This is a genomic window from Amycolatopsis sp. WGS_07, assembly GCF_045278895.1.
Classification (GTDB): Bacteria; Actinomycetota; Actinomycetes; order Mycobacteriales; family Pseudonocardiaceae; genus Amycolatopsis.
In genome coordinates this window covers 8,591,104-8,606,716 of sequence record NZ_CP136053.1, presented here as the reverse complement: position 1 = coordinate 8,606,716, position 15,613 = coordinate 8,591,104, and the positions used below count along the sequence as shown (strand labels likewise).

General features: G+C 69.5%; 16 protein-coding genes. 9 read left to right on the top strand and 7 right to left on the bottom strand.

The window, feature by feature from the left end; all coding sequences use genetic code 11:
- Nucleotides 1-2 precede the first annotated feature (2 nt).
- From RPX00_RS40455 to RPX00_RS40445, 3 genes are all read right to left on the bottom strand, one after another.
- Nucleotides 3-263, bottom strand: coding sequence for a hypothetical protein (locus tag RPX00_RS40455; RefSeq protein ID WP_406633608.1), 261 nt, complete (start codon nt 261-263; stop codon nt 3-5).
- 77 nt (nt 264-340) lie between these two features.
- Nucleotides 341-2,032: a YibE/F family protein gene (locus RPX00_RS40450; protein WP_406633606.1), complete on the bottom strand. Its 1,692-nt coding sequence runs from the start codon at nt 2,030-2,032 to the stop codon at nt 341-343.
- A gap of 59 nt (nt 2,033-2,091) precedes the next feature.
- Nucleotides 2,092-3,069 carry a GlxA family transcriptional regulator gene (locus tag RPX00_RS40445; RefSeq protein WP_406633604.1) on the bottom strand — a complete coding sequence of 326 codons (978 nt, stop codon included), beginning with the start codon at nt 3,067-3,069 and terminating at the stop codon, nt 2,092-2,094.
- A 98-nt stretch (nt 3,070-3,167) separates the two neighbouring features.
- Here RPX00_RS40445 and RPX00_RS40440 point away from each other — a divergent pair, with 98 nt between their 5' ends.
- The 3 genes from RPX00_RS40440 (at nt 3,168) to RPX00_RS40430 (ending at nt 4,716) form a co-directional block, all read left to right on the top strand.
- Nucleotides 3,168-3,866, top strand: a complete 699-nt coding sequence (locus RPX00_RS40440) for a DJ-1/PfpI family protein (RefSeq protein ID WP_406633602.1) — start codon at nt 3,168-3,170, stop codon at nt 3,864-3,866.
- A gap of 75 nt (nt 3,867-3,941) precedes the next feature.
- Nucleotides 3,942-4,286, top strand: coding sequence for an STAS domain-containing protein (locus RPX00_RS40435; RefSeq protein ID WP_406633600.1), 345 nt, complete (start codon nt 3,942-3,944; stop codon nt 4,284-4,286).
- Nucleotides 4,287-4,347: 61 nt separating this feature from the next.
- The gene (locus RPX00_RS40430) at nt 4,348-4,716 is read left to right on the top strand and encodes an SPW repeat protein (protein ID WP_406633598.1); all 369 of its coding nucleotides are present in this window, start codon (nt 4,348-4,350) and stop codon (nt 4,714-4,716) included.
- 4 nt (nt 4,717-4,720) lie between these two features.
- Here the strand turns inward: RPX00_RS40430 and RPX00_RS40425 are convergent, their stop codons facing one another.
- Complete coding sequence (locus RPX00_RS40425) at nt 4,721-5,467, bottom strand: SRPBCC domain-containing protein (protein ID WP_406633596.1); 747 nt, start codon at nt 5,465-5,467, stop codon at nt 4,721-4,723.
- 126 nt (nt 5,468-5,593) lie between these two features.
- Between RPX00_RS40425 and RPX00_RS40420 the strand changes: the two genes are divergently transcribed.
- Nucleotides 5,594-7,342, top strand: a complete 1,749-nt coding sequence (locus RPX00_RS40420) for a pyruvate dehydrogenase (RefSeq protein WP_406633594.1) — start codon at nt 5,594-5,596, stop codon at nt 7,340-7,342.
- A gap of 253 nt (nt 7,343-7,595) precedes the next feature.
- On the opposite strand, the gene RPX00_RS40415 is transcribed toward RPX00_RS40420, so the two are convergent.
- The 3 genes from RPX00_RS40415 to RPX00_RS40405 form a co-directional block, all read right to left on the bottom strand.
- Nucleotides 7,596-9,497: an ABC transporter ATP-binding protein gene (locus RPX00_RS40415; protein WP_406643246.1), complete on the bottom strand. Its 1,902-nt coding sequence runs from the start codon at nt 9,495-9,497 to the stop codon at nt 7,596-7,598.
- Nucleotides 9,498-9,675: 178 nt separating this feature from the next.
- Nucleotides 9,676-11,409: an ABC transporter ATP-binding protein gene (locus RPX00_RS40410; protein WP_406633592.1), complete on the bottom strand. Its 1,734-nt coding sequence runs from the start codon at nt 11,407-11,409 to the stop codon at nt 9,676-9,678.
- A gap of 40 nt (nt 11,410-11,449) precedes the next feature.
- Complete coding sequence (locus RPX00_RS40405) at nt 11,450-12,076, bottom strand: TetR/AcrR family transcriptional regulator (protein WP_406633590.1); 627 nt, start codon at nt 12,074-12,076, stop codon at nt 11,450-11,452.
- 109 nt (nt 12,077-12,185) lie between these two features.
- Here RPX00_RS40405 and RPX00_RS40400 point away from each other — a divergent pair, with 109 nt between their 5' ends.
- The 5 genes from RPX00_RS40400 to RPX00_RS40380 all read left to right on the top strand — a co-directional run bounded on the left by RPX00_RS40400 (nt 12,186) and on the right by RPX00_RS40380 (nt 15,551).
- On the top strand, nt 12,186-12,842 hold the full coding sequence (locus RPX00_RS40400) for an aminoglycoside phosphotransferase family protein (protein ID WP_406633589.1): 657 nt from the start codon (nt 12,186-12,188) through the stop codon (nt 12,840-12,842).
- Nucleotides 12,843-12,867: 25 nt separating this feature from the next.
- A complete protein-coding gene (locus RPX00_RS40395; protein ID WP_406633587.1) occupies nt 12,868-13,233 on the top strand; it encodes a VOC family protein in 366 nt (121 codons plus the stop codon).
- The gene (locus RPX00_RS40390) at nt 13,230-14,180 is read left to right on the top strand and encodes a S41 family peptidase (protein ID WP_406633585.1); all 951 of its coding nucleotides are present in this window, start codon (nt 13,230-13,232) and stop codon (nt 14,178-14,180) included. The genes RPX00_RS40395 and RPX00_RS40390 overlap by 4 nt, the downstream gene beginning before the upstream one ends.
- Nucleotides 14,181-14,277: 97 nt before the next feature.
- Nucleotides 14,278-15,147, top strand: a complete 870-nt coding sequence (locus tag RPX00_RS40385) for a Ku protein (RefSeq protein ID WP_406643244.1) — start codon at nt 14,278-14,280, stop codon at nt 15,145-15,147.
- Nucleotides 15,148-15,344: 197 nt separating this feature from the next.
- The gene (locus RPX00_RS40380) at nt 15,345-15,551 is read left to right on the top strand and encodes a hypothetical protein (protein WP_378305743.1); all 207 of its coding nucleotides are present in this window, start codon (nt 15,345-15,347) and stop codon (nt 15,549-15,551) included.
- Nucleotides 15,552-15,613: the final 62 nt, after the last annotated feature.

The following is a 15,613-nucleotide window of genomic DNA, read 5'->3' as shown; positions in this document are numbered from 1 at the left end:
GGTTACTCGTGTCCGGCTGGTTCTCGGGTGTGTTCTTCCAACGCGGCTACTCGGGCGCGGATGTGGTCGAGGTGGTCGGTTAGTTCTGGGAGTTCTTCGGCTACGTAGGTGAGCAGGCGTTCCAGGTGGCGCAGGGTTGCTCGGACCTCGTCCAGGGCGGTGGCTATCCGGGGGACTGTTTCGGCCGCTTCGAGCACCGAGGCGAACAGTCTGCGGATCAGGTGCACGGTGACTCTGGGGCAGGCCAGGGCGGCTGAGAACACGGGCCCTCCTCGGGTGCGGGGGTCGCGGTCTTCGTACCTCATTCGCGACGTCCGCGTTCTGCCGGGGCGGGCTGGTGTTACTGGTGTGGCGTAGTGGTGTTGATGAGGTGTTCTACCGGTTCGCGGGCGGCGATCAGGGCGGCCAGGACCGTTGTCACCGGGACCGCGGCGACGATGCCTACTGAACCGGCCAAGGTGCGGATGATTTCCGCGGCGATGTCTTCGCTGCCTAGCAGGGCGCCTAGGCCCACGCCGGAGATCGCCGAGTAGAGCATTACCGGGAGTGCGGCGCCTGCGTACGCCATGACCAGGGTGTTTACGGCGGAGCCGACGTGGTCGCGGCCGATTCGCAGGCCTGAGCTGTACAGCTCGCGCCAGCTGAGGGACGGGTTGGCGCGGCGTAGTTCCCAGACTGCGCTGGTCTGGGTGATCGTTACGTCGTCCAGGACGCCTAGTGCGCCGATCACGATGCCGGCCAGGAGCAGGCCGCGGGCGTCGATGCCGTGGCCTAGCGAGGCGATGAGGGTCGTGGTGCTGTCGTCCAGGCCGGTGAGGGACGCGGCGGAGGAGAAGATCGCGGACAGGATGCCGATCAGGGCGAGGCTGACCAAGGTGCCCAGCACGGCGACTGAGGTTCTCGCGGACAGGCCGTGCGTCAGGTACAACGCGAGGAACATGATCGCGCCTGCCCCGGCGATCGCCACTACGAGCGGGTTTTCTCCGGCGAGGATCGCGGGCAGTACGAAGAGGACGATCACCACGAAGCTCAGCACCAGCGCGACCAGCGCCGCCAGGCCCTGCCAGCGGCCGAGGACGAGCACGGCGACCGCGAACAGCGCGGCCAGCAGTACTAGCGGCGTGCCGCGCTGGAAGTCGACCAGCGTGAAGGACTGCGGGTCTAGCGGGTTGCCGCCGTTGTAGGCCAGCACGACCTTGTCGCCCGCGGTGAAGCGCGGCGTGCTCGGTTCGATCGGCACGGTGAGCCGGAGCGGTTTACCGGCTGCTGGGCCGTCGCTCATCTGCAGGTCGACGGTGAGGCAGGGTTTCGCGTCCGGATCTGGTTGCGAGCCGACCTGGACTTGGCCGGGTTGCAGGCACGGGCCGGACGTCGCGGTCGTGATCGCCGCTTGCACCGGGGTGCCTTGCGGTACCGCGCTTTTCGGCAGCGAGCTGCCCCACGGGTACAGCACGATCATGCCGACGACGGTGGCCAGTGCCAGCGGGGACAGAAGCCAGATCAGGAGTTTGCGGACGCGTTGCGACGCGGGGGCGGCCGGGCCGTGTCCATGACCGTGACCGTGGCCGGTTTCCTTGGCGGCTGGGGGTTTCGGAGTGTCCTTTTCGGACTGTGGCGGACGGGCGGGGGGACGGCGGCGGGTGCCGGGCGGCGGGGTGTCGCCGGGGCGGCGGGGTACGCGCAGTTCGCCGGATTGCGTGCCGCTGCGCGGGGTGCCGGGCTGGGCGGGACGTGGTGCGGCGGCGCGCGGACGCCGGGGTTCGCCGGATCGCTCGGGACGCCGCCCCGGGTCGCCGGTGCGGTCGGCCGGACGTGGGCGTTCGGTCGGCTCGCCGGTGCGCTCCGGCGGCCGCGTGCGCTCGGGCGGGCGGCCGGGTTCGCGGCGCGGGCGGCGCGGGCCGTCCGGGCGGGCGCGCGGCGGGGTGGCTGGCGGCACGGGGGAGGACGCGGGCGGCTCGCCCGGCACTCGCGGCAGCGGGCCGGTGTCGTCGGGGTCCTGATCGGGGTAGTCGTGCGGTGCCACGGCGGACATCCTGCCTTCCCGGCTCGGGGTTCACCCGTCCCGGGTGGGGGAGGAAGCGGGCGTTTCGTTCAGGCGTGCGCAGAACGGAGGTGCACGCGGCGGTATGCCGAGGGCGGAGTGTCGAAATGGTCCAGAAACGCTTGCCGGAGCGTCTCGGTGGAACCGAAACCGCAGCGGCGCGCGATCGCGGTGAGCGGCAGATCGGTGCCGGACAGCAGGCGGGCGGCGTGTTCGGCACGCACCGTCCGCACGTATTTCCCCGGCGTGGTGCCGAGATGGGCGTCGAACAGCCGGGTCAGCTGGCGGGTGCTGATGCCGGCCTGGCTCGCCAGCGCGGGGGTGCCGAGGTCGTCGGCGAGATGCTCGGCGACGTACGCGGTGAGGTCGCGGACCTGCCGGTGCTCCGGCGGCGGGCCGGCGAGGAACATGCTCACCTGCGCCTGGTTTCCGGGCCGCTGCAGGTAGGTGACCAGCGTGCGGGCGGCTTCGCGGGCGAGCGTCGGGCCGTGGTCCTCCTCGACGAAGGCGAGGGTGAGGTCGAGTCCGCTGGTCACGCCGGCCGAGGTGTAGACGTCGCCGTGGCGCACGAAAAGCGGCACCGGATCCACTGTCACCGACGGGTACTGCTCGGCCAGCCGCGAAGCGTGCGACCAGTGCGTGGTCGCGCGACGGCCGCTCAGCAGCCCCGCTGCGGCCAGCACGGTCGCCCCGGTGCAGACCGACGCCGTGCGCCGGCTCTGCTGCGACAGCCGCCGTACGTGCGCGAGCAGCCGTTCGTCCTTGGCCGCGGTGTGGTGGCCGAGCCCGCCCGCGACGACGAACGTGTCGAGCGGGCCGCGGATCTGGTCGATCCGGGCGTGCGGGGCGAGCGTGAGCCCGGACTGGCAGGCGAACGGGAGCCCGTCGACGGTGGCGAGCCGGACCTCGTACGGCCGGGCCGCGCCGAGCCGGGTGGCGGCGTCGAAAACGTCGGATACGCAGGCGATGTCGAGCAGTTCGGCGTCGGGGTACCCGAGGATCACGACCTGCCGGGCGGTACTCGGCATGGCCGCACGGTAGCAGCTCGCCCGGCCGAATCAACCGGCTTCGCAGGATTTCGGACACGCGTGTCCCGGCCGGGTCCCGGCGGCGGGAGGGTAGCGGCATGACCCAGAAGACGTTCGCATTCGTCGTTTACCCCGGCCTGACCGTCCTGGACCTGGTAGGGCCGCTGCAGGTGCTCACCGCCTACGCCGCGGCCGAACCCTCGGTGCGGGTCGCGGTCGTGGGCGAAACCCTGGACACCCTCGACTCTGACACGCCGCTGCGCATCGCGCCGAGCCACACTTTCGCACAAGTTCCGGACCCGTCGTGGGTGCTGGTCCCCGGCGGCGGCGCGCCGACCATGCGCGCGCTCGGCGACGAGACGCTCATCGGCTATCTCCGCCAGGCCGCGAAGACCGCTGAGCTGATGTCGTCCGTGTGCACCGGCTCGCTGCTGCTCGGCCAAGCTGGACTGCTCGAAGGACGCGAGGCGACGACGCACTGGACCTTCCTGGAGACCCTGCGCGCGTTCGGCGCCGAGCCGGTCCGGCAGCGCTGGGCGGACACCGGCGCGGTGATCACCGCGGCCGGGGTGTCGGCGGGCATCGACCTGGCGTTGCACCTGGTCGAGCGCATGAGCGGGCCGGACGCCGCGCGGCTGGTCCAGTTCGGCATCGAATACGACCCGCAGCCGCCGCTGGGTCCGCTCGACTGGTCGCTCGCGCCGCGCGAGCAGATGCGGCCGTTTGTCGACTTCGCCGTCCGGGAGGGTCTGGCGGACCTGCCGGAGCTGCGCGAAAAGCTGCTCGCCCAGCAGTGACGTTCTGGTGAATTGCCCCACCTGGCCGCGGCTGAACGGTTTGCCAGGGCGGCGCGGGCGCGTACCCTTCCGCGAATGGGTTTTCGCGGGGGCGCCGGCCTCACCGTCTTCACCAGCAGGCGGGACGGCGACATCGTGCTGGTCACGGCGGCGGGCGAGATCGACGTCGCCTCGGTGGGGCAGTTCCGCACCGCGCTCAGCGCCGCCTCCGGGGCGGGCGGGAAGCTGGTCGTGGACCTGTCCCGGGTCGGCTATCTGAGCTGCGCCGGGCTTCGCGCGCTGGAAGAAGCGAGGCGCGCCCGGCCGGCGCTTTCGATCGTGGCCACCAGGCCGCTCGTCCTGCGCGCGTTCGCGGTGTCCGGCATCGAGGCACCCGTGCGCAGCGGCCTGCGCGAGGCGTGCGCCGCCGCGGGGGCGTGAATCCCCGGCCGGAATCTGGGTACCCGACGGGTGGAACCGAGATCTGCTGAGGTGATCCGAGATGTCCACCAGCACGATGTCCGGCAAGACCGCGGTCGTCGGCGGCGCAGCGGGCCTCGCTGTGCTGGCCGGCCTGTACCTGATCGCCGCGCCGTGGCTGATGCGCTTCGGCGGCGCGGCGGAACTCGCGGTGAGCAACACGGTCGCCGGGCTGGCGATCGTCATTTTCGCGGCCATGCGCGCGAGGGATTCCGGCGCTCAGGCGTTGACCTGGGTGTTGCCGGTGCTCGGTGCGTGGGCCGCCGTATCGCCGTTCCTGCTGCGGTACGGCGACGAAACAGTGCCCTCGGCCGGTGCGGTGACCGGCAACGTGATCGCCGGCGCCCTGGTGGCGGCCGGCGGCGCGGCGTTGCTGCTGCGCCGCCGGTGACTCGTCAGCTGAGCGTGTCGGCCAGCCAGCGGCTCCAGGTCGCGATTTCGGCCTTCTCGTCGACGTCCGGCCGGAACAGGTGGTGCCCGACCCCGATCGGCATGCCGAGCAGCGACCGTTCGTGGAACCGGTAGAGGGCGTCCGAGGTGCGGACCCCGGCGTAGTTCGGGGTCGAGTAGTCGAGGACGCCCTCTACCGGTTCACCGTTGAGGGTGAACCGGACCGCCTGTCCGACGGCCGGTTCGGCGGGCAGGCCGAGCGCGGCCAGCAGCTTGGGCCAGGCGTCCCGGCTCGCTGACGACTCCGGGCCGTCCGCGGTCACGTACGTCGCGAAGCGGCCGGGGAAGTGGGCCAGCAGTTCGGCGAGCGTGTGCAGGTACATCTCCCAGCCGACGGCGTAGGACTCGTGGTACTCGTCGTCCCAGCCGTCCTCGGCGAACCCGCGGTGCACGAATCGCAGTACAGAAGTGCCGCCTTCGGCCGCTTCCACGAGGAATTCCATCGCGTCGAACGTGCCGTCCTCGGCCGCCTCGCCGCGATAGGCGAACCGGCGCGGCGGGTCCCACGCGGTGATCTCCGCCTCGGTGCGCATTTCGCCGAGGCTGAACCGGATCCGCTTGGCGGCGGCGTCGACCTCGTGGCGGCCCATGAACCACGAGTCGATGCCGGGCCCGGTCGCGACCGCCTCCCACACGGCCTCGGGCCGCGCGGGCAGCTGAATTTCCTTGCGCACCTCGAACTCGCGGGGCATGGGCGGTGTTCCTCCTCGGGTCGGTCCTGATCACCGTGCCATTGACAACATTACTTGTCAATGCGGTGGCGGATCGCCCGATCGATGCCAGACTGCGAAGGGACTCTCACGAAGGGACACGCAAGCATGGCGACGGTGGCCGACCAGCTGATCGACGTTCTGGTGCAATCCGGGGTGCGCCGGATCTACGGGGTGGTGGGCGACAGCCTCAACCCGGTCGTGGACGCGGTGCGCCGCACCGGCGGTTCCGCGCGCGGCGGGATCGACTGGGTGCACGTGCGCAACGAGGAGGCCGGTGCGTTCGCCGCCGCGGCCGAGGCACAGCTCACCGGGCGGCTCGCGGTGTGCGCGGGCAGCTGCGGACCGGGCAATCTCCATCTGCTGCAAGGCGTTTACGACGCGCACCGCTCGGGAGCGCCGGTGCTCGCGATCGCCTCGCACATCCCGTCGACGCAGATTGGCACCGGGTTCTTCCAGGAAACGCATCCCCAGCACCTGTTCGCCGAGTGCTCGCACTACTGCGAGATGGTGAGTTCGCCCGAGCAGATGCCGCGGCTCGCGCGGATCGCGGTGCAGAACGCGGTCGGCCGGCGCGGAGCGGCGGTGCTGGTGCTGCCCGGCGACGTGTCGCACGAGCCTGCCGCGCACGCCACCGGGGAGTCGGCGTCGCTGGGCAGCCCGCCCGCGGTGGTGCCTGCCGAGGCCGACATCGCCCGTCTCGCCGATCGGATCGATCGGGCGGAGAAGGTGATGATCATGGCGGGTGCGGGGTGCCGTGACGCGCATGACGAGGTGCTCGCGCTCGCGGAGGCGGTCGGGGCGCCGGTGGGGCATTCGTTGCGGGGCAAGGAGTTCGTGCAGTACGACAACCCGTTCGATGTGGGGATGAGCGGGCTGCTCGGATACGGGGCCTGCTACGAGGCTATGCACGAGGCTGATCTGGTGCTGTTGCTTGGTACGGACTTCCCGTATGACAACTTCCTGCCGCAGCGGAATACCGTGCAGGTGGACATCGATCCGTCGCGGATGGGGCGGCGGTCGGTGCTGGAGTTCGGGGTGCAGGGGGACGTCGGGGCGACGATCCGGGCGGTGCTGCCCCGGCTTCGCGAGCGGGAGGATCGGTCGTTCCTGCATGCCATGCTGCGTAAGCACGAGCGTGGGTTGCAGCGGGTGGTGGATGCTTACACCACTGAGGTTTCTCGGCATGTTCCGCTGCATCCGGAGTATGTCGCTGATGTGCTCGATGAAGAAGCTGCCGACGATGCGGTGTTCACTGTGGACACTGGGATGTGCAATGTGTGGGCGGCTCGGTATGTCACGCCTAATGGGCGGCGGCGGATTCTCGGGTCGTTTGTGCACGGGAGTATGGCTAACGCGTTGCCGCATGCGATTGGGGCGCAGGCTGCGGATCCCCGGCGGCAGGTGGTGGCTATGTGCGGGGATGGCGGGTTGGCGATGTTGATGGGGGAGTTGTTGACGCTTAAGACGCATGCCTTGCCGGTCAAGGCTGTGGTGTTCAACAACTCTTCGCTGGGGATGGTGAAGCTGGAGATGCTCGTGGACGGGTTGCCGGAGTTCGGCACTGACCACGATCAGGTTGACTTTGCCGGGATTGCTCGGGCGGCTGGGTTGTATTCGCGGCGGGTGGAGAAGCCGGGGGAGGTGCGGGAGGGGATTCGGGATATTCTCGCGCACGACGGGCCGGCGGTGTTGGATGTGGTTACTGATCCTAATGCGTTGTCTATTCCGCCTAATATTACCGCGGTGCAGGTTAAAGGGTTTGCGTTGGCGGCTAGTAAGACTGTGTTGAGTGGCGGGGTGGGGAAGATGTTGGAGTTGGCTAAGTCTAATTTGCGGAATATTCCTCGGCCTTGAGTCGGCTCGTCGCCTGGGGGCGACATTGCGCCTGGTTCTCGGTGGGGGCACCCCGAAGCTGAGTGTGACTACGCGCGGAACGGCTTGTCAAGGCGGGAAAGATGCCTTGACAAGCCGTTCCGCGCGTGTTTTTGGCTTCGTATCGGGGTGCGGGGGTGGTGTGGGTGCCTGGTTGGGTTGGGTGCGTTGGTGCGGCTGGTCGTGAGGGGAACCCTGAGGGAATCTGATTCCCTCAGGGTTCCCCTCATGGACTTTATTCGGTTTCTGCCATTGCCTCGGCGAATTGTGCTGCGTAGAGGCGGGAGTAGGCGCCGCCTGCGTTGATTAGGGTTTCGTGGTTTCCTTGCTCGACTATGTTGCCGTTTTCCATTACCAGGATTACGTCCGCGTCGCGGATGGTGGAGAGGCGGTGGGCGATCACGAAGCTCGTGCGGCCGGTGCGCAGGGAGTTCATCGCGTGCTGGATCAGCACCTCCGTGCGGGTGTCCACCGAGCTGGTGGCCTCGTCCAGGATGAGGATCGCGGGCTTGGCCAGGAAGGCTCGGGCGACGGTGATCAGCTGCTTTTCGCCTGCGCTGACGGTGCCGCCCTCGTCGTCCAGGACGGTGTCGTAGCCGTCGGGCAGTGTGCGGACGAAGCGGTCTACGTAGGTTGCCTTCGCGGCTTCGATGACCTGTTCGCGGGTGACGTTGTCCGCGCCGTAGGCGATGTTGTCCGCGATCGTGCCGCCGAACAGCCAGGCGTCTTGCAGGACCATGCCCGTCTTCGAGCGCAACTCCTCGCGGTCCATTGCCTTGATGTCGACGCCGTCCAGGGTGATGCGGCCGCCGTCGATTTCGTAGAAGCGCATCAGCAGGTTGACCAGCGTCGTTTTGCCCGCGCCGGTCGGGCCGACGATCGCGACCGTGTGGCCCGGCTCCACCGAGAGCGACAGGTCTTCGATGAGCGGGGTGTCCTCCAGATAGCGGAAGGACACGTGCTCGAACTCGACCTGGCCGTGCACGACCTCCGGGCGTTGCGGGTGCTCCGGCTCGGGCTCCTGCTCCTTGGCGTCCAGCAGCGCGAACACCCGCTCGGCCGACGCTACCCCGGACTGCAGCAGGTTCGCCATGCTCGCGATCTGCGTGACCGGCTGGCTGAACTGGCGCGAGTACTGGATGAAGGCTTGCACGTCGCCCAGCGTCAGGGTGCCCGAGGCGACCCGCAGCGCGCCGACGACGGCGACCAGCACGTAGCTCAGGTTGCCGATGAACATCATCGCCGGCTGGATCGTGCCGGAGATGAACGACGCCTTGAAGCTCGCCTCGTACAGGGCCTCGTTCTGCTGCCGGAAGACCTCCTCGGCCTCCTTGCGGCGGCCGAAGACGTGCACCAGCGAGTGGCCCGAGTACATCTCCTCGATGTGCGCGTTGAGCTTCCCGGTCGTGCCCCACTGCCGGATGAACTGCGGTTGCGCGCGCTTGCCGATCTTCGCCGCGACGTACACCGACACCGGCACGGTCAGCAGCACGATCACGCCCAGCAGCGGCGAGATGAGGAACATCATCACCAGCACGCCCAGCACGGTGAACAGCGACGTGACGATCTGCGACAGCGTCTGCTGCAGCGACTGCGCCAGGTTGTCGATGTCGTTGGTGACCCGGCTCAGCACCTCGCCGCGCGGCTGGCGGTCGAAGTACCGCAGCGGCAGCCGCGCGAACTTCTCCTCGATGTCCTGGCGCAGCCGGAACACCGCGCCCTGCACCAGGCTCGTGGTGAGCCGCGCCTGGATGACGCCCAGGAACGACGCGAAGACGTACAGCGCCAGCACGATCATCAGCACCTGGCCGACCGCGGTGAAGTCGACGCCGTGGCCGGGCATGAGGTCGACCCTGGTGAACATGTCGGCGAGGGTGGTCTCCCCGCGGGCCCGCAGGCCGGCGATCACCTGCTCCTTGGTCGCGCCCAGCGGCAGGTTCCGGCTGATCACGCCGGCGAAGATCAGGTCCGTCGCCCGGGCGAGCACCTTCGGCCCGACCACGGTCAGCGCGACGCCGATCGCGCCGAGCACCAGCACCCCGGCCAGCGCCGCGCGTTGCGGGCGCAGCAGCCGCAGCAGCCGGGCGAGCGAGCCCTTGAAGTCGAGCGCCTTTTCGGCGGGAGCCCCGGCGGACATCATCCGGGCGGCGGGTCCCGCGGTCGGTTCCGGACGGGTCTTGTCGCGCGCGGCGGCGGCTGGTTCGTCGGCGTCCGGCGCGGTGGCGGTTTTCGTTTCCTCGCTCACGCCGCCTCCTGTGTCTTGCGGGACACCCGCACCCGGTCGGCGTCGTGAGTCGGCTGGCGCAATTGTGTACTCACGCCGCCTCCTGCTCAGTCAGCTGCGAAAGCACGATTTCCCGGTAGGTTTCGTTGGTGTCCATCAGCTCGTGGTGGGTTCCGGTGCCGACGACGCGGCCGTCGTCGAGCACGATGATCCGGTCCGCGCCGCGGATCGTGCTGACCCGCTGCGCGACGATGACGACGGTGGCGTCGCGGGTTTCGTCGGCGAGCGCGCGGCGCAGCGCGGCGTCGGTGGCGTAGTCGAGTGCGCTGAACGAGTCGTCGAACAGGTAGATCTCCGGCCGGTGCACCAGCATCCGCGCGATCGCGAGCCGCTGCCGCTGCCCGCCCGAGACGTTCGTGCCGCCCTGGGCGATGGGGGAGTCGAGGCCCTGTTCCATCCGTTCCACGAAGTCCTTGCCCTGCGCGACTTCCAGCGCGTGCCACAGCTGTTCGTCCGTCGCGTCCGGATTGCCGTAGCGGAGGTTGCTGGCGACCGTGCCCGCGAACAGGTACGGCTTCTGCGGCACCATGCCGACGATGGCCGAGAGCGCCGCCGGGTCGAGCCGGCGCACGTCGACGCCGTCCACCCGGACGCTGCCCTCGGTCGCGTCCATCAGCCGCGGGATCAGGTTGAGCAGCGTGGTCTTGCCGCTGCCCGTGCTGCCGATGATCGCGGTGGTCTCGCCGGGGCGGGCGACCAGCGAAACGTCCTGCAGCACCGGCTTTTCCGCGCCGGGGTACCGGAATTCGACGCCCGAGAGGTCGAGGCGCCCGCGCTCGGCTCCGGCCGGGAGCGGTTCGGACGGCGGGCGCACGCTCGACTCGGTGTCCAGCACCTCGGTGATCCGCTCCGCGCTGACCTCCGCGCGCGGCACCATCATGAACATGAAGGTGGCCATCATGACCGCCATCAGGATCTGCAGCAGATAGGCCAGGAACGCGGTGAGCGCGCCGATCTGCATCGCGCCGCTGTCGACCCGCTGCCCGCCGAACCACAGCACGGCGACGCTCGACACGTTCACCACCAGCATCACGGTGGGGAACATCAGCGACATCAGCCTGCCGACCCGCAGCGACACGGTGAACAACTCGTCGTTGGCGCGGCCGAAGCGCTCCCGCTCGTGCTTGTCCCGCACGAACGCGCGGATCACCCGGATGCCCATGATCTGCTCGCGCAGCACCTGGTTGATCTTGTCGAGGCGCTCCTGCATGAGCCGGAACGCCGAGCGCATCCGCATGATGATGAGGCCGACCGCGACGCCGAGCACCGGCACGATGACGACGAGCAGGGACGACAGCGGCACGTCCTGCTGCAGCGCGAGCAGGATCCCGCCGACGCACATGATCGGCGCGGACACCATCAGCGTGAAGGTGAGCGCGGCGAGCAGCTGGATCTGCTGGACGTCGTTGGTGGTGCGGGTGATCAGCGACGGCGTGCCGAATTTCCCGATCTCGCGGGCGGAGAAATCCTGCACGCGATGGAAGACTCCGGCGCGGATGTCGCGGCTGACGGCCGAGGAAACGCGGGAACCGTAGTAGACGGCCCCGATCGACCCGGCGATCTGCACCAGCGTGACCAGCAGCATCACGCCGCCGATCTTCATGATGTAGCCGGTGTCGCCCTTGACGAGGCCGCCGTCGATGATGTCGGCGTTGAGCGTGGGCAGGTACAGCGCCGCGATCGTCTGCACCAGTTGCAGCGCGACGACGAGCCACAGCGCGGCCCGGTACGGGCGCAGGTAGCTGCGCAACAGTTTGACCAGCACGGTCGGGTACTCCCCCAGGTGAAATGGCGTCGGTTCGGGTTCAGCTCGCCGCGCGCGGCGCGGCGAGTGCCGGCATCCCGGCGGCGGCCTCCCGCAGGAGGCCGGTGAAGGCCGTTACGAACTCTTTGTCGTCGGAGTCCGAGTTGAGCCAGGTGTCGAAGGCGATGCGCGAAGCGTTCTGCACAATGCTCGCCATCAGCCGGGCGTGCAACGGATTTGCGTGCTCGCCCGCCCGTTCGGCGATGGCGTCGGCCAGCACGCGCTCGACGGTGGCGTACGCGCGCAGCATCTCGCCGAACAGGCCCCCGTTTTCCATCATCGCGCGCACCCGCCGCACGTTCTCGCGGATCGGACGGTCGTCCTCGCCGAACCGGGTGATCGCGGCGTTGACGACCGCGTCCCACAACGGCTCGTCGGCGGGCCTCGCCAGCAGCGCCTCGCGGACGCGTTCCTGCCGTTCGACGATGAACGAGCAGACAGCTTCCTCCTTGCTCGAGAAGTAGTTGTTGAAGGTGCGCGGGGAAACGCCCACCTCGTTCGCGATGTCCTCCACCCGCAACTGGTCGACGCCCCGCTCGAGAGCGATCCGCAACGCGGCTTCGGCGAGCGCCCTTCGCGCGGCTCGCTTCTTGCGCTCGCGCAGGCCCAGAGGTGCAGTGGAGGTCACTGGGACGAGAGTAGCAGCGAAAGTTGCGTGGCGCGAAAAATTATGCGGACCGCGAAAAGTTGCGTTCCCGTAAGTCCGGTTTGTGCCGGGATGGGGTGATGGCTGAGCGATGCGCCCGTTGCCGCACGGCTACACGAACGACACGGTCACCGACGGAGTCGTGGTCACCAAGACCTACGCGGGGCCGCATGCCCGGCGACGGCTTGCGCGCGAGAAGCTGGTCCTCACCCGGCTTCAGGGCCGTGTGCCGGTGCCGCCGGTTCTCGGCGGCGGAGGCGGCGCACTCCGGCTCGGATTCGTGGGCGGAGCGCACGGGCAGGACCTCATCGAGGCGGGGCACGCTGATTCCGTACTGCGCGCGTGCGGAAGCACGCTCCGGCGGATTCACGCCCTGGGCCCCCGTATCCGCGTCGGACGGGTGCTGGTCCACGGCGACTTCGGCCCGAACAACGTCCTGTTCGACGAGGCGACCTTCGCGGTCACCGCGGTCCTGGACTGGGAATTCGCCCATCTGGGCGACCCGCTGGAGGACCTCGCGTGGTGCGAATGGATCGTGCGGATGCACCACCCGGACCACGTTGGCCGGCTCGAAGGCTTCTACGCGACTTATGGCCGTCCAGCACCGCCTTGGCCGATGCGGCAGGAGGCCATGCTCGCGAAATGCCAGATGTTGGAGGACTTCTGCCGCCAATGGGAGCCCGGCGGCGACGGTGAGCGGCAATGGCGGGATCGTGCCGCTGTAACGGCAGGGTGGACGGAGTTGTGACGGTCGGCAACGGTATACAGAACGCATGTTCGATGGACTGCGTACGATCGTGTATCCGGCCGACGACCTGGCGGCCGCCAAGGAGTGGTGGACCCGGGTGCTCGGCGTGCCGCCGTACTTCGACGAGCCGTTCTACGTCGGCTACAGCGTGCACGGCTACGAGCTGGCCCTCGACCCCAACGGCCGCGCGGAGAACGGCGATGGGCCGGTGACCTACTGGGGAGTGTCCGATGTGGACGCCGCGGTGGCGAAGCTGGTCGGGGAAGGCGCGGCCGAGCACTCAGCGGTGACCGACTTCGGCGGCGGGATCCGGACCGCGCTCGTGCGCGCGCCGGACGGGAACCTGGTCGGGGTGATCGAGAACCCGCATTTCCCGGGGACCCCGGCTTGAGAAGAGCGCTGGCCGCGGTCGTCGTGCTGGTGCTGCTCGGCGCCGGGCTGGTCGCGGCCGGGTCTTCGGCGCCGACGCCGCGGACGTATCTGCTCGGCGCGCTGAACCTCCTGCGGACGCGTTCGATCGACCGGGACCGGGTGGACTGGCCGCGCGCGGAGGCGGAGGCGTTGCGTGCGGTGGAAGGGGTTTCGACCCTGTCCGGGACCTATCCGATGATCCAGGCCGTGATAGCCGAGCTGGGCAATCCGCACACCAGCCTGCTCAGTCCCGCCGCAAGCGAAGGCGCCTTCGGCGGAGACGATCGAGGTGCCGTCGAGCCGCGCGGCGGGCGGCATCGCGGTGCTGAAGGTTCCCGGTTTCGCTGCCGACCCGGAGGGGAGCGGCGTTACGTCGCGGCGGGGGTGGCGGCGCTTCAGGCGGTCGAGGCGCGGGCCTCGTGCGGATGGATCGTGGATCTCCGCGGCAACAGCGGCGGGAACATGTGGCCGATGCTGACCGTGCTGGCCCCGTTGCTGGGGGACGGGGTCGCCGGTTCGTTCGTCGGGCCGGGTCTCGCGCCGGAAGCCTGGTCGATCCGCGGCGGCCGGGCTTGGGCGGGCGAGCACCCGGAGACGGCAGAGGCCAATCCGGTCCGGCTGACCCGGCCGGAGCCGCCGGTCGCGGTGCTGACCTCGCCCCGGACCGCCAGTTCGGGCGAAGCGACGCTGGTCGCCTTTCGCGGGCTCGGCCGGGTCGCCACGTTCGGCGGGCCTACCGCGGGATTCGCTACCAGCAACGAGGCGTTCGCTCTCGCGGACGGGGCGCAACTGCGCGTCACCACCACGTTCGACGCCGACCGCGCCGGGCGGATCTACGGCGTCGAGCCGATCGCGCCCGACTTCCCGGCAGCGGATCCGGAGGCCGCCGCCGGACGGTGGCTGCGCACGCGCGGTGGCTGCGCGTAGGCCCCCTACGTGCGAGGACTGTCGGATTCGGACGATCGCGGCTACGGTGGTCACCGAGCGTGAATACGTACCGGCGAACTCGGCGGAGGTGCGCGGCATGCGGTCGATGTGGAAGGGCTCGGTGTCCTTCGGGCTGGTCAGCATCCCGATCCAGCTGTACGCGGCGACCGAGAACAAGAACGTGTCGCTGCGCCAGGTGCACGTCGCCGACGGCGGGCGGATCCAGTACAAGCGGTTCTGCTCGATCGACGGCGAGGAGGTGCCCTACTCCGACATCGCCAAGGGGTACGAGCTGCCCGACGGCGAGATGGTCGTGATCACCGACGCCGACCTCGCCGAACTGCCGCTGCCCACCCAGCACTCGATCGACGTGCTCGAATTCGTGCCGCTCGAGTCGATCGACCCGATCCGGTTCGACCGCACCTACTACCTGGAGCCGCAGAAGAACGCGGTGAAGCCGTACGTGGTGCTGCGCGACGCGCTGCAGAAGGCGAGCCACGTGGCGATCGCGAAGGTCGCGGTGCGCCAGCGGGAGAGCCTCGCGCTGCTGCGCGTCGTGGACGACGTGCTCGTGATGACGACGATGCTGTGGGCCGACGAGGTCCGGGTCCCGGATTTCCCGTTCCTGCACGAGGATCCGCCGCAGGTCCGCGCGCAGGAGGTGACGATGGCGGGTTCGCTGATCGACTCGCTGTCCGAGCCGGTGTTCGAACCGGAGAAATACACCGACTCCTACCGCGAAGCGCTCGAAGCGATGATCGAGGCGAAGGCGGGCGGCGGCGAGACGGTCGGCGCGCCGAAGCAGGGGGAGAAGGCCGAGGTCGTCGACCTGATGGCGGCGCTGGAGGCGAGCGTGTCGGCGGCGAAGAAGAGCCGCGGGCCCGCCAAGGAGACGAAGAAAGCCGACGACGGCAAGGCGGCGGCGAAGAAACCGGCCTCGCGGGCCCGGCGGCCGAAGAGCGCCTGAGCGCTTTCGCCGCTGCCGTCCGGAAAATACCGCTCGTCACGCGGTGTGAACGAATGTCGCCGACTTCACCGGACCGGGTGGACCGACACGCCGCGGGCATCCCGGCGCGGCGAGTTTTCCAGTGGTACCAAGGGGGAGTCCGGCCCCGGAGCACCTGGCGCCGGGGAAGCGAATACCTGAGCGGAAGGCGGCTGAGCATGGAGTGCGCGTTCTGCACGAGCGGCATCGACCACTGTCACGGAACCCTGGTGGTCCACCCGGACCGGGGGTTCGCCGAGTGCACCGATCCTGCCTGCGCGGACCTTGACCGGGTCCGGCACGGTCTCATCATCGACTGCCACACCCTCGACGCCGCCTGCGCGTGCACCGGAGCGGCGAAACCCCTGCTGCGGCAGGCTTCCTGAGCTTCGGCGCGGGCCGCGCGCGGCGGCGATCGCTTACCCGATCGGGTACCTGGCCGTATACA

Bases quoted from the DNA above. Each gene is read 5' to 3' on its own strand.
- RPX00_RS40450 (WP_406633606.1), bottom strand. From the start codon at position 2,032: ATGTCCGCCGTGGCACCGCACGACTACCCCGATCAGGACCCCGACGAC.
- RPX00_RS40445 (WP_406633604.1), bottom strand. From the start codon at position 3,069: ATGCCGAGTACCGCCCGGCAGGTCGTGATCCTCGGGTACCCCGACGCC.
- RPX00_RS40440 (WP_406633602.1), top strand. From the start codon at position 3,168: ATGACCCAGAAGACGTTCGCATTCGTCGTTTACCCCGGCCTGACCGTC.
- RPX00_RS40435 (WP_406633600.1), top strand. From the start codon at position 3,942: ATGGGTTTTCGCGGGGGCGCCGGCCTCACCGTCTTCACCAGCAGGCGG.
- RPX00_RS40430 (WP_406633598.1), top strand. From the start codon at position 4,348: ATGTCCACCAGCACGATGTCCGGCAAGACCGCGGTCGTCGGCGGCGCA.
- RPX00_RS40425 (WP_406633596.1), bottom strand. From the start codon at position 5,467: ATGCCCCGCGAGTTCGAGGTGCGCAAGGAAATTCAGCTGCCCGCGCGG.
- RPX00_RS40420 (WP_406633594.1), top strand. From the start codon at position 5,594: ATGGCGACGGTGGCCGACCAGCTGATCGACGTTCTGGTGCAATCCGGG.
- RPX00_RS40415 (WP_406643246.1), bottom strand. From the start codon at position 9,497: ATGTCCGCCGGGGCTCCCGCCGAAAAGGCGCTCGACTTCAAGGGCTCG.
- RPX00_RS40400 (WP_406633589.1), top strand. From the start codon at position 12,186: ATGCGCCCGTTGCCGCACGGCTACACGAACGACACGGTCACCGACGGA.
- RPX00_RS40395 (WP_406633587.1), top strand. From the start codon at position 12,868: ATGTTCGATGGACTGCGTACGATCGTGTATCCGGCCGACGACCTGGCG.
- RPX00_RS40385 (WP_406643244.1), top strand. From the start codon at position 14,278: ATGCGGTCGATGTGGAAGGGCTCGGTGTCCTTCGGGCTGGTCAGCATC.
- RPX00_RS40380 (WP_378305743.1), top strand. From the start codon at position 15,345: ATGGAGTGCGCGTTCTGCACGAGCGGCATCGACCACTGTCACGGAACC.